9 protein-coding genes and 1 pseudogene are annotated in these 16,195 nt (G+C 70.4%); 7 read left to right on the top strand and 3 right to left on the bottom strand.

Annotated features, from left to right (window positions below):
• Window positions 1-147: 147 nt before the first annotated feature.
• Window positions 148-1,116 carry a ScbA/BarX family gamma-butyrolactone biosynthesis protein gene (locus tag ACZ5U5_RS38865; RefSeq protein ID WP_469031268.1) on the top strand — a complete coding sequence of 323 codons (969 nt, stop codon included), beginning with the start codon at window positions 148-150 and terminating at the stop codon, window positions 1,114-1,116.
• Between the two features lie 15 nt (window positions 1,117-1,131).
• On the opposite strand, the pseudogene ACZ5U5_RS38860 reads toward ACZ5U5_RS38865, so the two are convergent.
• Window positions 1,132-1,377: pseudogene (locus ACZ5U5_RS38860) on the bottom strand (DUF6009 family protein); the annotation flags it as partial.
• A gap of 469 nt (window positions 1,378-1,846) precedes the next feature.
• Window positions 1,847-3,475 carry an aspartate aminotransferase family protein gene (locus tag ACZ5U5_RS38855; protein WP_469031266.1) on the bottom strand — a complete coding sequence of 543 codons (1,629 nt, stop codon included), beginning with the start codon at window positions 3,473-3,475 and terminating at the stop codon, window positions 1,847-1,849.
• A gap of 251 nt (window positions 3,476-3,726) precedes the next feature.
• Between ACZ5U5_RS38855 and ACZ5U5_RS38850 the strand changes: the two genes are divergently transcribed.
• The 4 genes from ACZ5U5_RS38850 to ACZ5U5_RS38835 all read left to right on the top strand — a co-directional run bounded on the left by ACZ5U5_RS38850 (window position 3,727) and on the right by ACZ5U5_RS38835 (window position 9,488).
• Window positions 3,727-5,058 (top strand): FAD-dependent oxidoreductase, encoded by a 1,332-nt coding sequence (locus tag ACZ5U5_RS38850; protein ID WP_469031265.1) that lies wholly within the window; start codon window positions 3,727-3,729, stop codon window positions 5,056-5,058.
• Between the two features lie 50 nt (window positions 5,059-5,108).
• Complete coding sequence (locus ACZ5U5_RS38845) at window positions 5,109-5,879, top strand: SDR family NAD(P)-dependent oxidoreductase (protein WP_469031263.1); 771 nt, start codon at window positions 5,109-5,111, stop codon at window positions 5,877-5,879.
• Between the two features lie 73 nt (window positions 5,880-5,952).
• The gene (locus tag ACZ5U5_RS38840) at window positions 5,953-6,123 is read left to right on the top strand and encodes a hypothetical protein (RefSeq protein WP_469031262.1); all 171 of its coding nucleotides are present in this window, start codon (window positions 5,953-5,955) and stop codon (window positions 6,121-6,123) included.
• Window positions 6,124-6,203: 80 nt separating this feature from the next.
• Entirely contained in the window at window positions 6,204-9,488 is a 3,285-nt protein-coding gene (locus ACZ5U5_RS38835) for a type 2 lanthipeptide synthetase LanM family protein (protein WP_469031261.1), read from the top strand.
• A 97-nt stretch (window positions 9,489-9,585) separates the two neighbouring features.
• Here the strand turns inward: ACZ5U5_RS38835 and ACZ5U5_RS38830 are convergent, their stop codons facing one another.
• On the bottom strand, window positions 9,586-10,743 hold the full coding sequence (locus ACZ5U5_RS38830; protein WP_469031259.1) for an acyl-CoA dehydrogenase family protein: 1,158 nt from the start codon (window positions 10,741-10,743) through the stop codon (window positions 9,586-9,588).
• A gap of 230 nt (window positions 10,744-10,973) precedes the next feature.
• Here ACZ5U5_RS38830 and ACZ5U5_RS38825 point away from each other — a divergent pair, with 230 nt between their 5' ends.
• Entirely contained in the window at window positions 10,974-12,008 is a 1,035-nt protein-coding gene (locus tag ACZ5U5_RS38825) for a ketoacyl-ACP synthase III family protein (RefSeq protein ID WP_469031258.1), read from the top strand.
• 198 nt (window positions 12,009-12,206) lie between these two features.
• On the top strand, window positions 12,207-16,195 hold a 3,989-nt coding region (locus ACZ5U5_RS38820; protein ID WP_469031257.1), incomplete at its 3' end, for a beta-ketoacyl synthase N-terminal-like domain-containing protein.

The raw sequence follows: 16,195 nt of genomic DNA, 5'->3' as shown, positions 1-16,195 counted from the left end.
GTGCCGTAGACCGCTTTCGGCCAATCGGAGCGCGGGTGCTTCCGTAGTCGGTTTGGGGGTTGAAGACAAAACCGGTGGGTCCGTATCTTACGTACCCGTGCTCGATCACATGGGCGTTCTTCCGGGGGGAGAAGTCTGATGAGCTTGATGACTCCGAACACTGCGGCGCGGACCGAGGACTGCTCGGTCGAGGAAGGAAACCTGGTTTCCGGCCCCGATGCGCCGTTCCTGCTGACCACGACGGTGCCGTGCGAGTACGTACGCCACTCGTCCATGGCCGAAGTCTTCCTGACCAGCTGCCGGCGGTCGGGCGCCACGCGCTTCACGCTCACCGGCCAGTGGCCGCGGGCGCACGCCTTCTTCAACGGGCCCGACGGACGGCATGACCCGCTGCAGGCAGCAGAAACGATCCAGCAGGTCGCGCTGTATCTCGCGCATGCCGAGCTGGGGGTGCCGCTCGGCCATCACTTCATGCCGTGCGATCTGTCGTTCACCGCCGACCCGGACGAACTCGCCATCGGCGTGGTCCCCAGCGACCTCACCATCGACGCGAACTGCACCGACCTCGAGCGCAAGGGCAGGCGACTCGTGGAGTTCGGCCTGGACGTCACCATCCGGCGCGCCGGCCGCGCGCTGGCCACCGGCGCCGTGCGCTTCGTCTGTGCTTCTCCCGGCGCCTATCAGCGGCTGCGCGGCACGGTCCCGCAGCCCCTGCCGGCCCACCGCCCCTCGGAGGTGGCCCCGTCCGCCTTCGGCCGGGGTCTGCCGCGGGACGTGGTCCTCGCCTCGAGTGAACATCCCGGCCGCTGGCGGCTCAGCCCGGACCCGGACCACCCGGTGCTCTTCGACGTCGGCGACGACCACATCCCGCCGATGGTGCTCATGGAGGCCGCCCGCCAGGCCACGCTCGGCCTGCTCGTCCCCGACTGCTCGCTGACGCTGACGGCCATGACCACGGAGTTCCTCAGCTATGCCGAGTTCGACCGGCCTTGCTGGATCGAGACCGCCCCCCTGTTCGTTCAGCAGGCCGACAGCATGAGCGTCCTGGTGACCGGCCGTCAGGACGGCCGCCGCGTCTTCAACGCGCAGGTCAGCGGGACCGTGACCCGGCGCTAGGCTGCCGCGGCGGCGTCACAGCGGCAGCGTGATCCCCATTTCCCGCATGGCCCGCGAGGGCGGCCCGCCCTCCGAGCGCTCCGTCTTGCAGCCCCTGCTGCCCGGGGCCGGGGTCCGCGGGTCGATGGCCCCGGCCGGGGCCGAGCTCGCGTACAGCCCTGCCGGATCGGAGTCCCGCTCGTGCGGCAGCAGCCAGAACACCCTGCGGCGGAAGGTCCCCGAGGAACGGGATGCCTTGACCTGCGAGCCGAGCAGGGCATGGCTCGGCTTCGTGGGAGATCTCCTCCCCCTCGATGAGGGCGCTCATTCTGTCTCCTCGTCGGCGAGCTTCGTGAGCAATCCGGTGCCCGGGCAGTACTTGCGCTGGTTGGAGAGAATCATCCCTCTCGGCGACTCCAGTCCCACGACTTCGCGGCCCGGTCACCGTCAACCGTTCCGGGCTGCGAACCAGCAGGCGTACTGGACGGACCGCTGCCAGGCGACAGGCTGCTTCCCGCCCAAGGGTCCGAGTCGCGCCAGGGGCGTTCATCGCCGTCCTGGCGGCATGGCTGACCAAATACGATCGCAGCCAGAACCTCGCTTCCCCGTACCGCCGGTCAACATCCAGTCCCTGAGAGCACGTTGGCAGGAAGTTGAGCAGGCGCGGGAGCGTCGGCTCCCGCGAGCGCGGGGACACGCCGCCCGGGGGGCGGCGTGTCATGGACGGCAGCGGCGGCGGCGCCGGGTGCCGTCAGCCTGTCAGGCGCTGCTCGTCCTGGTCGCGCAACAGGGCGCACAGGTCACGCAGTCCCGTCTCCAGGCGGCCGGTCTCCTCTTCTGTCAGATACAGGGAAGGAGCGAACCGCAACGTGTTCGGCGCACTGGCCGTCGGCAGCACCCTGATACGGTGCGCCCGCAGCAGGAAGCCGGCAACGACGTACCCCAGGATCCCGCCCGCGGCGGCGGAGCTGATCATCGCGGAGCCGGACCCGGACTGGTCATGGAACTCCAGCCCCTGCAGCAGGCCCTTGCCACGCGTCTCCTTGACGATCTCCGGGTAGTCGGCACGCACACGGTCGAGCGCCGCGCGCAGCATCTCGCCACGCTCCACGGCCTGTCGGTACGCCGCGCCGTCCTCCGCCTCCAGCATCTCCAGCACCTTGAGGGCGATGGCGGTGGAGAAACCGTCCTTGGCGAAGGTCGAGCTGTGCACCAGCTCGAACTCTCCTCGGTAGCGCTTCTGGTGTACCAGGACGACCGAGCTTTTGGCGATGCCGCCGCCCAGGCTCTTGGACAGTACGTAGTAGTCACCGCGCAGCCCCACCAGGGAGCTGGCGAAGAAGGCGCCGGTACGGCCAAGGCCCGTCTGGATCTCGTCGATCAGCAGCGGGCAGTCCGCTTCGGCGGACACGCGCTGGATGTGCGCTGCAGCGTCCCGGTCCAGCTCACGGATGCCGCCCTCACCCTGGATCGGCTCCACCAGGAAGGCGCAGAAGGCGGGGAAGTCGCGCTCCACGACCTCGGCGACGCCGTCGGTGACCACGACATCCAGGACGCGCGCCTGCTCCCGTATGCCGTCCACGGTCTTGGTGAGTACGTCGGGCTGGTCGTGCGGGACGAAAAGCGCCTGAGCGCCGAGGCCGCCGAACGCCGAGCGGAAGCCGCTGTTGTGGGTGAGCTGGACGCTGCCCATCAGCTTCCCGTGGAACGAGCCCTCCAGTGCGAGGAGCACCGGCGGGCGCGCGGCCACTTCGCCGTTGTGGCGGGCCACGGCACCGGCCAGCTGCTCGAAGGCGTCCTGCGACGACGCGGCATCGGTGTCGGAACCGGCACCGGACGGCGCTTCCGCCCCCGCCTTGCGGTAGGCGGAGTCGGCCACCGTGAGACGGCCGCCCCGCGCCGCCTCCCGCGCCTCCTCGATGTGCGCCTCGATCTCGCCCAGCAGCGCCGCGACCTTGAGTACGCGGTCGAACTCCGCGTGCTTGACGCCCGTTTCGATCGCCTCGGCGCCCGTGCTGGCGAAATGCGCGAAGTAGGGCTCGGTGGCTCCGGTCTCACGCGCGACGATTTCGTTGAGCTTTGCCGCGAGCCGGTTGGCCGCGGGGTGAGGTGAGAACTGTGCGTACACCGGGATGCCGGAGTCGAGAACGGACTTGGCGTGGGCCGTGATCTCCGTATTGTTGTGGCCCAGGATCAATGACGCGTATCCGCCGCAGTAGTCGGTGACCGGAATTTCTTTGCCGTCGGCGTCGAGGTGGAAGACCGTGTTGCCCGCGGCCCGCACATATTCGACCCCAAGGCCCGAACTGGACAGCACGGTGGTCAAATACGGCTCGGTGAGCTGGGGTTCCGTTGCTGCCGGTGCTGCTGGCGATTCCATCATCTCTCCTCCGGTGCGGGGAGGCGGACACGAGGCAGACACTCTCCCGCCCCCCGCTGTGCCACCACGTTTCGCGTGAGCCTAGGGAATGCCGGCAAGCGGGGAAACAGCCGCTGGTAATACGCCGGTAATCCTGCGCACGCGGCGGATTGTGCTCATGCGATGGGCGTGCCGTGGGCGTCGTAGGCCTACTTTGAGCTGCGCAAATGAATCCCGGAAGGTCGCGCACCGACTACGAGGAGCGGCTCGGCATGAAATCTCGCGCAGAAGGCCACGCGGTCGTCCTGGGAGCCGGCCCGGCCGGCCTCTTTGCGGCCCGGGTACTGGCCGATGTCTACGGGCGGGTGACCGTCGTGGAGCGGGACGATCCCGCCGACGAACAGCGGCGCGGGGTTCCGCAGAGCGGACACGCGCATGACTTCCTGGCCCGCGGCTACCAGATCGCGGAGGAGTTGTTCCCCGGTCTCGGCGACGAGATGGCGGCGGGCGGCGCCCACCCCGCTGACATCGCCAGGGACGTCCGCTGGGTGATCGGCGGCCACCCCCTCGTCAAGAGCGAGTCCGGGCTCTCCACCGTGATCAGCTCCCGCACCTTCAGGGAGCGCCATCTGCGCGCCCGCGCCGAAGCGCTCCCGCAGGTGACACTGCTCGGCGGACGGGACGTCGCCGGGCTCTCCTTCTCCGGCGACGGGAGCGTCGTCGACGGAGTGCTCCTGGAGCGCGACGGTTTTGACGGCAGCCAGACGCTGACGGCTGACCTCGTCGTGGACGCCACCGGGCGGGGCTCGCGCACCCCCGTATGGCTGGAGGAGCACGGCCACGGGCGGGTCGAGGAGGAGAAGCTCAAGGTCGACGTGGGGTACGCCACCCGCTTCGTACGGGCGCCCGCCGGCGCTTTCGCCGGGGACGTCTGCATCAACATCGTCGCCACCCCCGACTCCCCGCGCGGTGGATCGTGCCAGCGGGTGGAGGGCGACCGCGCCGTGGTGACGCTCTACGGCGTGCTCGGGGACCACCCGCCGACCGATGCCGAGGGCTTCGACGCCTTCGCCAAGTCCCTCGCGGCCCCGGACATCTACGAGATCCTCCAGGCCGCCGAGCCGCTGACCGAGGCGCGGCGCTACCGCTTCCCGGCCAGCTTGCGGCGGCGCTACGAGCGCATGGACTCCTTCCCCCGCGGGCTGCTCACGCTCGGTGACGCCGTGTGCAGTCTCAACCCCCGCTACGGACAGGGGATGGCGTTCGCCGCCATGCAGGCCGTGGCCTTGCGCGAGCACCTGCAGGAGGGGCAAGAGCCGGATGCGGAGGCGTACTTCCGGCGGCTCACCGAGCAGGTCGTCGATCCGGTCTGGACGATGACGCAGCTCAGCGACCTCAGTTTTCCCGGCGTCCAGGGCGAGCGGACCCCGGAGACGCTGCAGGCGCTCGAACTGGTGGGCCGGACCCAGATCGCGGCCACCCTCGACGGCCCTCTGACCCTCAGCTGCCTGCGGGTCTTCGGGCTGCTCGACCCGCCGACCGTGCTCATGGATCCCGCGATCCAGGAGCGCGTACAAGAAACGCTGTCCCGTCTCCCGGCTTGAACCGGCTCCGGAACAGAACGCAATCCACAAACCGATAGGGGAAATTGAGCATGGATCTGGGGTACGCAGGCAAGTCGGTCGTGGTCACCGCGGCGGGCCGGGGCATCGGAGCAGCGACCGCCCGCACGTTCCTGGCGGAGGGCGCGCGCGTCCTGGGCGCCGACCTGAACGTGTCCGCGGAGCTCAAGGAGAGCGACGCGCTTACCTTCGAAGGCGACCTGACGACCCAAGAGGGCGCCAAGCTGCTTGCCCAGCGGGCGGCCGAGGAGTTCCCGGACGGCGTCGATGTCCTGGTCAACGGCGTGGGCGGCCTTGCCGGCATGCCGATCACGGGTCTGGACGGACTCACCGAGGAGGTCTGGCAGCGCGGCTTCGACCTCAACCTGAACTCGGCGGTCCGGGTGACCCGTGAACTACTGCCCCAGCTGCGGGAGTCCGTGGTCACCATCGCTTCCAGTGTCGGCCGCTGGCCGAGCCAGGGACCGTACTTCTACGCGTCGTCGAAGGCGGCCCTGCGGGCATGGTCCAAGAGCCTTGCGGACGACCTCGGCCCGCGGGGCATCCGCGTCAACTCGGTGTCTCCCGGACTGATCACGACTCCGCTGTGGGACGAGTACGGGCCCCGGCTGAGCAAGGAGTGGGGCGTCGAGTCGTTCGAGCAGTTCGCGGAGGAATTCCCGGCCATGGCTCACGTCACGTCCGGACGGTGGGGCACGCCGCAGGAGGTCGCCAACCTGATCGTCTTCCTGGGTTCACCCGCCGCCTCGTACATCACCGGGGCCGACTACCTCATCGACGGCGGCATGGAGAAGGTCCTGTGACTCGGCAGATCTCCGTCGGCCTCCCGTGAGGCCGGCGGGACAGGAAAGCCCCATCGACGAAAGGAATCACGACATGAACACCAGCCCGGCCATGGGCTTCATCAGCGAGATCCTCGACGCGAACGCGGACCACCCGTCGGGCAGTGTCGACCTCGTCTCCGACCTTCCCGGCGAGCGCACCGAGGTGCAGGCCAAGAGCGGTTCCGTGCGGACCCTCACGATCAGCTACTGGCACTGCTGCTGACGCCTCATCACCACAGGCCCGGCGACGGCTCTCTGCTCTCGCCGGGCCTGCCTTCTGCCGCCGACTGGAAGGGGAACGCCATGTCCGGGCCCGAGGAAGTCCGCACCGCACGGCTGCCCGGCACCATCCATGAAGCTCGGACGCTGTACGTCGGCGAACGCCTGACGGGCGCACCGTCGCCGGTGTCGTCGTCCGGCACGCGTGGGGCCGACCGGTTCGCCGGATGGCGGCGGATGGCCCCCTTTCGCGACGCCTCGGCCTTCGCGGCCAACCTGCGGGCCCTGGGAGTCGGGCCCGAGGAGTTGCGGCTCCTCCTCGGCGAGGACCCGGCCGACGTGGCGGCACGGCTGCCCGATGCCTTTCCCGCGCCCTGGACCGGACCGTTCACCGAGGCGTACGAAAGGTACGGCGACGGAGGCGAGGCACAAGAGGGGAGCGGCTGTGACCGGCCGGAGTCACTGCTGCCGCCCCTGATGCGCCTCGCCGAACCGCTGGTGCGCCGCGCCCGCGCCCGGCTGCGCGAGGAGTTGCTCGCAGCTCCCGCCGTCGAGGGCATCAAAGGTCTTGTGGACGCCCTGTGCTCGGATCTTCCCCTGCAGCAGCTCGACATGACGCTCGGCCCCACGGTGATCCTTGAGATCAATCTGGCGCGCGAACGGAACTCGCTGGCCGGCGCCACCGCTCAGGAGCGGTTCGCGTCCTTCACCGAGCGCCTGACGACCCCCGGATACCAGGCCGATTTCTGGGCCCGGTATCCCGTCCTGGCACGCCGCGTCACCGAAGTCATGGAGCAATGGGTCACCACCCGCCTGCAGTTCGCCCGCCATCTGCGCGATGACCTGGATGACGTGACCCGCACCCTCATGCCGCGTCGGTTCGGGGAGCAGGCGCCCGCCGTGGGTGCGGTGGCCTTCGGGCAGGGCGATACGCACAACGGCGGCCGGAGCGTGGCCCGGGTGGACTTCACTGACGGCAGCGCCGTCATCTACAAGCCGCGCTCCCTCGGCGTGGACACCGCCTTCAACGCCCTTGTCGCCCGCTTCGTACAGGACAGCGGTCTGGACTTGAGTACTCCGCGGGTGGTGGAGCGGGGCGGCCACGGGTGGGTCGAGCTGATCCGGGCGGCCCCGTGCGCGTCGCCGGACGAGGCGGCCGAGTTCTACCGGCGTCTGGGGGCGCTGCTCGCTCTCGTCCACGCCCTCAACGGCACCGACCTGCACCACGAGAACCTCATCGCCGCGGGCGCCCACCCCGTGCTCATCGACCTGGAGGCGCTCTTCCACCCGGCGGGCGGTGGCGCGGCCGTGTGGGAAGCCCGCGCCCCCGCACCGGTCGATCCGGCGGCGGAGATGCTGCGCGACTCCGTCTTCACCACGGGCTTGCTCCCCGGCAAAACGCTGGTCGGCCAGGAGCCGGGCCGCACCAGGACCACCGACCTGAGCGGCATCAACGGCACCGGCGGACAGCCGTGGCTCGTGCCGGTCCTGGTTCCCCGGGACGTGGGCACCGACACAATCCGCCTGGTCAGCCAGGAGGTGGAAGTACCGGCCGCCGACAACCGGCCCCGCACGTCGGACGGGCTCCTGATCAATCCGGGCGAGTACACCGACGCCGTCCTGGCCGGGTTCCGCATCGGGTACGAATGGCTGCGGGAACACCGCGACGAACTGCTGGCACCCGGCGGCCTGATCGACGGGTTCGCCGGGCACCCGGTGCGCTATCTGCACCGCGCCACCTACGTGTACGGCCAGGTCCTCACGGAGAGCTTCCATCCGGATTTCGCCCGCGACGCGCTGGACCGCGAGCAGAGCGTGGCCCGCCTGTGCTCGGGCTGGCAGGGGGCCCCGCACCGTGAGGTGATCGTCCGCGGCGAGATGGACGCGCTGCTGAGCGGTGACATCCCCTTCTTCCAAGTACGCCCGGACGCACGGGACTTGTATGTGCACAACGACCGTCGGATACCGGATTTCCTGGCCGAGGCGCCACTGGACCTCGTACGGAAGCGCCTGCGGCGGCTGGGGCGCGACGACTGCGAACGGCAGGAATGGATCATTGGTGCGGCCTTCGCGGATCTCCGCCCGCCCGACGCTCGCCGGGTCGCCCCCGCCGGCTCGGGCCGGCGTACGGGCACCACCACCACTACCCGCGCCGCACTGCCCGAGGAGGCGCTCAGAGCGGCGGAGGAGATCGGTGACCGGCTCATGCGGCTGGCCTGCGTCAGCGGAGAGCGGGTCGGGTGGCTGGGGACGCGCACGGTCGCGGCGGATGTGAGCGACATCGAGCCGGTGGGCGCGGATCTCTACTCGGGCACGTCTGGGATCGGTCTCTTCTTCCGGGCACTCGGTCGCGTCAGCGGTCGGCAGCGGTACGCGGATTTCGCCGATCTGGTGGTTGCGGACGTCGTGCGGCGTGTCACCTCTGCACGGGCCGCGGAATCCGGGGCAGCTGCGGCGGCACCCGCTCTGGGGGCCTTCTGCGCCGGGTTGAGCGCACTGTTCCTGCTGAGTCACGAGCGCCGGACGTCCGGCTCGACTCGTTCGTACGAAGCAGTGCGTGACGCCCTGCTGCCCCAGCTGGACGAGGCCATCTCGCACGACGGGCAACTGGACGTCTTCGGCGGCAGCGCCGGTTGCGTCCTGGTGCTCCTGAGCGCGCTCGCCGTCGACGACGATCCGCGTCTGGCGGCCACGGCACGGCGCGCCGCCGACCACCTGCTCGCGCGCACCGCGGCGACGCCGGTCGGCGCCGCGTGGCAGAACGAGAGCGTGCGCAGCGCTCAGCCCATCACGGGCCTGGCGCACGGCACTTCGGGCATCCTCATGGCGCTGTCACGCCTCGCGGACCTGGTCCGCGACGAGCGCTACCGCAGCGCGGCGGCCCGGGCACTGGCATACGAGGCGGCCACCTTCGACACCGAGGCGGGCAACTGGCCGGACCTTCGCGACGGGGCCGCCGAACGGTTCCGCTCGGCGTGGTGTCACGGTGCGGCGGGTATCGCCCTGTCGCGCTTCGACCTGATGGGCGTACCGGACTTGCGGGACAACGCGGTCCTCGACGTGACGGCCGCGCTGCGCGCGACTGGGCCCGGCCGCGGCAATCACAGCCTCTGTCACGGCGATCTGGGCAACCTCGAACTGTTTCTGCTGGCCGAGCGGCACGGTCTGACGGAACCGGGGGAGCTCGACCGCCGGCTGGACGCCTGTCTGCGCAGCGCTCGCCGCGACGGCTGGCGGTGCGGGTCGCCCGACGGCGCCGAGGTGCCGGGGCTGTTCACCGGCCTTGCCGGCATCGGCTACAACCTGCTGCGGCTGACCGCTCCGGATGCCGTGCCGTCGGCCCTGCTGCTGCATCCCCCGGTGGCCTGACGGACAGGGCACGGTGAAGGCGGGCCGCGTGCGCGGCCCGCCTTCGCCGTTTGGACCCATCGGCCTCGGCTCCGGGGTCACCGACGGCGCGCGGTGCTCAGGTACGGCGCGACACCGGTATCACGTAGCGGCTGAACAGGAGTTCGCGCAGTACGTCGTCGCCTCCCTCGACGATCGACACGTAGCGCATGTCCCTGAGCAGTTTTCCGATCGGGAGTTCGTTCGTGTAGCCGAGTCCGCCGAACATCTCGGAGCCGGCGCTCGCGATGCTCCAGCCCGCCTGGCCGCAGAAGATCTTCGCCGTGAGGGCGGACTTCAGCGTGCCCTTCCGGGAGAAGACCTTGGCGGCGTCAGGGGCCGCCATGATCTCGTCGTACTCGCGGGCGGCCTTCAGGCAGTGGCTCTTCATGACGTCGATCTGCATCTCCATCTGCCCCAGCTTCTGCGCGAGGACCGGGCTTTCCAGGAGAGTGCCGCCGCGGAACTGCTTCTCCTTCGCGTACGTCATGCAGTGGTCCCGTATCCGCCTCGCGATGCCGATCGCGCTCGCCGCGATGAGGGTCCGGCTTGCGTTGAGCCCGGTCTCCAGGAGCCGCAGGCCGGACCCGGACAGCTGGTTGGCGGCGGGCACCCGGCAGTTGTCGAGCTTCACCGAGTAGGTGTGCGAGGCGCGCAGCCCGATGACGTCCCAGCGCTTGACGATCTCGACCCCCGGCGCGTCCCTCGGGACGACCACCGCGAGGTACTCGTCCGGATCGTCGGCGGCCTTGGCGATGACGAGCAGGAAGTCGGCGAAGTCCGCGTTGGTGGCGAAGAACTTCTCACCGGTCAGGACGAGATCGTTCCCGGACCGCGCGGCGACCGTCCCGATCCTGTTCAGCTCGCTGCCGGCCTCGCGTTCGCTGCCGAGCGCGGCGCAGGACGTGCCGCCGGTCGCCATGGGCTTCAGATAGCGGGCCTTGAGGTCGTCCGATCCGTAGAGCCGGACCACCGTGCTGCCGAGGATCGACACGAGCAGCGTGAAGGCCACGCCGGCATCGCCGTACGCGATTTCGTTGACGATCTCGACGCCGTCCTCGAGGGAGAACCCGCGGCCCCCGGACTCCTCGGGCAGCCACCAGTTGGCGAGTCCCGTCGCACCGAAGTCCTCATACAGCTGCAGGGGTTTCTCCGACAGGGAGTCCAACTGCGTGTCGTCACCGCCGAGTTTGTTATTGACAAACTGTCGAAGAATCTCCAGGTCTTGAGGTTCCATTCCAGCAATTTACCGCCGCTCCCCCACCGTTCGGGCACCCTTGCGGAACACCCGCCGATTACCGACTGATTACCGGCCGGAGAGCAGCCGGAGAACATCGGGGGAGCTGTCTTCTCCATTTATCCTCCATCCTGATTGCACGTCTTCTTGTCACCATGAGGCGGATATCAGGGCTTGAGATCCAGGGCGTAGCGGGAGCAGATCGGCAGCGGAAAGGGAGACACGGGCTGATGAGGTTCGATGACCTGTACATCACCGGGGTCGGCGTCCACATACCCGGCCGGGTCGCGGTCGCGGATGCCGTGGAGCGCGGCGACTTCGACGAGAGGCTCGCACGGCAGACGGACCTGGCCTCCATCGCCGTATCGGACGGCGTCTCGGCGCCCGAGATGGCGGCCGAGGCCGCACGCACGGCACTGCGGCGCTCGGGGACCGTGCCCCTGGACGTCGACCTGATCCTGCACGCCGACGTCTACTACCAGGGGCACGACCTGTGGGCCCCCGTCTCCTACATCCAGCGTGAAGCGGTGGGCAACCGCTGCCCCGCCATCGAGGTGCGCCAGCTCTCCAACGGCGGCATGGCGGCCATGGAGCTGGCCGCCGGCATGCTGAGCGGCGGCCTGCGCAACAGCTCGGCCCTGCTGACCACGGGCGACCGGTTCTGCGAGCCGGGCTTCGACCGCTGGGGAGGCGACCCGGGCACCGTGTACGGCGACGCGGGCACGGCGCTCGTCCTCTCCCGCCAGCCCGGCTTCGCGCAGCTGCGCAGCCTGTGCACCGTCTCCGAGCCCGAGCTGGAGGAGATGCACCGGGGCGACGACCCCTTCGGAGCCGAGCCGTTCGAGGTCCGCCGGCCCATGGACCTGGAGGCCACCAAGCAGGCCTTCATCAACAAGGTGGGTGTCTCCTACAGCGTTGCGCGGGTACGCGCGGGCCAGTCGGAGGTGCTCAAGCGGGCGCTGAACGAGGCCGGCTGCGAGCTGTCCGACATCGACTGGTTCGTGCTGCCGCACTTCGGACGCCGCCGCCTCACACAGACGTTCCTGCGGCCGTGGAGCCTGGACCCGTCCGCGACCACCTGGGCCTGGGGCAGGACCGTGGGGCACCTCGGCGCGGGCGACCAGTTCGCGAGCCTGGCCTACCTCGCCGAGTCGGGCAGCGCCAAGCCCGGGCAGCGGATCCTCCTTGCGGGCATCGGAGCCGGGTTCACCTGGTCGTGCGCGGTGGTGGAGATGCGGCGGGCGCCGTCGTGGGACAACGCGTAGGCGAGCCCGCCGAGAGAGTTCCACGTTATTCTCACGCACCTTCCGGTACGAAAGTCCGGGAGAATCTCCGAGGCTGGTAACGGGACGCTCCTCGCGCGTGACAGAACACATTGTTACCGGCGCATGGTTGCTCCTGATTAGGGTTTCCACCGGTGCGGTGCAGTTATTCGGAAAGCCTCATTCCGGTGGGAGAAATCAGTGTTTACAGAACCGTCCGGCGGCGAACTTCAGGTGGACAGGATCGCGGTCGTCGGTATGTCGTGCTGGGCGCCGAACGCGGCTGACCCCACGGCCTTCTGGCACCTGGTGAGCACCGAGACCCGTCCGGCGCCGGCGGGCTCCGGGGAGGGCGAGGACATTGGCGGGGCCGACAGGGCGGACGGGGGCGAGGGGGCGGACGCGTTCGACGCGGAGTTCTTCGGGCTCTCCGCGAGCGAAGCCAAGGGCCTCGACCCGCGTCGGCGGCTGCTGCTCGAACTGGCCTGGGAAGCGCTGGAGGACGCCGCCATCGTCCCCGCCTCGCTGCGCGGCACCCCGGCCGGGGTGTTCGTGGGGGCGCCGGGTGGGGTGGGCGCAGACCAGGACGCGAGCGCGGCTCCGGACACGAGCGCTGCCCGCATCGCCCGCAGCCTGAGGCTGTCCGGGCCGAGGCCGACCATCGCGCCGGGCCCCTCCTCCTCGTCGGCCGCCCTGCACCGGGCCTGCGAGAGCCTGCGCGGCGGCGAGGTCACCACCGCGCTCGTGGCGGGGCCGCTCGTACACCCGTCACCGGACGGCCGCACGCCCGACGTTCTCGGCGGCCGGGGCGCCGCACTCGTCGTACTCAAGCCCCTGAACCTCGCTCTGGCCGACGGCGACCGCGTACACGGCGTGATCGCGGGCAGCGTCGCGAGCGAGGACGAGGGGGGCGGCCCCGCGGTCGACATCACCGGTCTTCTGAAGGCGTTGCTGAGCCTGCGCCACCGCGGGGGGTCTCCCCGTGACGAAAACGCGGGCGTCGTCGAAGAGGCTCCGTCGGCCGACCAGGCCGCGTCCCTCGACCGGGCCCCGTCCGCGGGCGGTGGCGCCCCCGCCGTCGTCCCGTGGCCGCTGTCCGGCCGTACCCCCTCTGACCTGCGCCGTCAGGCCGCCGCGCTGCTCGCCCGGGTCGAGGACGACCGGGCCGCGCGCCCGCAGGACATCGGCTGGTCCCTGGTCGGCGGACGCACCACGTTCTCCCATCGCGCCGTCGCGGTCGGCAGCAGCCGGGAAGAGCTGCTCGCCTCGCTGCGGGAGGTGGCCCACGGACACACCTTCGCCGGACCCGTCACCGACCCGGACCGCACCCGCACCGTCTTCGTCTTCCCCGACGCCTCGGACGGCACCGAAAGCTCCCGCCTGGCGCAGTCGGCGGCCGAACTGTGGCGGTCCTCGCCTGTCTTCGCCGCACGCATGGCCGAATGCGCCCAAGTGATGGCCGAGTTCGCCGACTGGAGCCTCACCGAGGTGATTCTGGGCGCCGGGAACCAAGGCCCCGAAGGCCCCCCGTCGGCCGACTCCCCCGAGGTCGCCCGGGCCGTGCGCTTCGCGCACACCGTGTCGCTCGCCGAGGTGTGGCGCTCGTACGGGGTCGTCCCCCACCGGATCGTGGCGGAGACCGGCGGAGCCGTGGCCGCCGCCTGCGTCGCGGGATCGCTCTCGCTGCGCGACGCCGCGCGCGCCGTCACCTCCGCGTCACGGCTGCCTGTGCACCTGTCGCCCGATGACGGCTCCATACCCTGCCATCTGGTGTCCGGAGACGGCCTCCAGGACGCCGTTCGTGCGGTGCTCGACAACGGCAGCACCGTCTTCGTGGAGATCTCGCACCATCCGGCGCTTGCCGGTGAACTGATGCGCGCCGCGGCGGACATGGACCGGTCGTGCGCCGTCATCGCTTCCCTGCGGAACGATGAGCCCGGCCGGCGCAGGCTGATGACCTCGCTGGCGGAGGCGTATGTGAAGGGCGTGGCCGTCGACTGGCGGCATGCCTTCGACGGCAGTGACGCGCGGCGCGTGGACCTGCCGGTCTACGCCTTTGCGCGCAGGTGGCGCGAGGAGCGAATGCCGCGCCGGCGTCCGCAGCCGCCCGTCCAGCGGGATGGCGCAGACACGCAGCGGGGCAGCAGGGAACTGATACGGCTCGTCCTCGCCACCGCCACCGCCGTCCTGGACGACGAGCAGCTCGGCCTCGCCGAGAAGAGCTTGTCGTTCAAGGATCTCGGCTTCGATTCGCAGTCCGCCCTCGCCGTGACCCATCAGCTCGCCAAGGCGACCGGTCTTCAGCTGCCCGCCACCTTGCTGTTCGACCACCCCACCCCGGAGGCGGTGGCGGGCTATCTGGAGGACCTGCGTAACGGAGTCACCAGAAAGCCGAGCCCCGCACCGGCCAAAGCGGGTCCGGCGTCCCCCCGCCGGACCCGCCAGGACGAACCGATCGCCATCATCGGCATGGCCTGCAGGTACCCCGGCCAAGTGACCTCACCGGAGGACCTGTGGCAGCTCGTGGCCGAGGGACGCGACGTCATCTCGCCCTTCCCCACGAACCGCGGCTGGAGCGAGGACCTCTACGACCCGGACCCGGCGAGCTCCGGGCGCAGCTACACGCGAAGCGGCGGTTTCCTGCACGACGTAGGTGACTTCGATGCCGCGTTCTTCGGGATCTCGCCCCGGGACGCGCTGGCGATGGACCCGCAGCAGCGGCTGATGCTCGAGACGTCCTGGGAGGCCATCGAACGGGCGAAGCTCGATCCGCGCACCCTCCACGGAACTGCCACCGGCGTCTTCATCGGTGCCATGGCCCCCGACTACGGCCCCCGCATGCACGAGGCCTCGCAGGAGATCGAAGGGCACGTACTGACCGGCAGCACGGCCAGCATCATCTCCGGGCGCATCTCCTACCAACTCGGCCTGACCGGGCCCGCTCTCACGATCGACACGGCCTGCTCCTCGTCGCTCGTGGCGCTGCACACGGCCATGCGCTCCCTGCGCACGCAGGAGTCCGGCCTGGCGCTGGCGGGCGGCGTGACCGTCATGGCGACGCCCGGCATGTTCGTGGAGTTCTCGCGGCAGCGGGGGCTGGCCGCGGACGGCCGCTGCAAGTCCTTCGCCGCCGCCGCGGACGGCACCGGCTGGGCCGAGGGCGCCGGCGTACTCCTCCTGGAGCGCATGTCGGACGCCCAGCGCCTGGGGCACGACGTGCTGGGCGTCCTGCGGGGCTCGGCCGTGAACCAGGACGGTGCCTCCAACGGCCTGACCGCACCCAACGGACCCTCCCAGGAACGCGTCATCCGCGACGCCCTGGCCGACGCCGGCCTCAACCCCGGCGACATCGACATCGTCGAAGCACACGGCACAGGCACCCGCCTCGGCGACCCCATCGAAGCCCAAGCCCTCCAAGCCACCTACGGCCACCACCGCACAAACGGCCAACCCCTCTACCTCGGCTCACTCAAGTCCAACATCGGACACAGCCAGGCCGCCGCAGGAGTCGGCGGCGTCATCAAAATGGTGCAGGCCATGCGCCACCGCACCATGCCCCGCACCCTCCACGTCGACCAGCCCACCCCCCACATCGACTGGGACTCCGCCGCCATGGAACTCCTCGTCGAACCACAACCCTGGCCCCACACCCACGACCGCCCCGCCCGCGCCGCCGTCTCCTCCTTCGGTATCAGCGGCACCAACGCACACGTGATCCTGGAAGAGGCGAAGAGCGTCGCGCGGGGCGCCGCCGTGCCGACGGCGGATGAGCCCGAGCCCGACACGGCCGCAGCGGCAGGAGCCGGTGAACCCGATGCCCCGCTGCTGTCTCTCCCCTGGGTCCTGTCCGCCCGCAGCGCCGACGGTCTGCGCGCCCAGGCCCGCCGGTTGCTCGATCTCGCCGTCCGCCCCGGCCTCTCCCCCGCCGACATCGGCTACTCGCTCGCCACGACCCGGAGCACCTTCGAGCACCGGGCCGTCGTACTGGGTCGAAGTACGGCCGATTTCGTGCAGCGGCTTAAGGCTCTGGCTGCCAAAACCTCCCATCCGGAGGTGATCACGGGGCACGCTCCCGGCCCCGTCAGCACTGCGTTCGTCTTCTCGGGTCAGGGGGCGCAGCGGCTGGGCATGGGCCGTGAACTCGCCGCCCGCGTACCGCAGTTCGCCGCCGCACTGGACGAGGTGTGCAA

The sequence above is a fragment of the Streptomyces sp. NPDC033177 genome (assembly GCF_055577715.1).
Note: the sequence above shows the minus strand (reverse complement) of the source record. Positions and strands in the feature narration are given on the sequence as shown.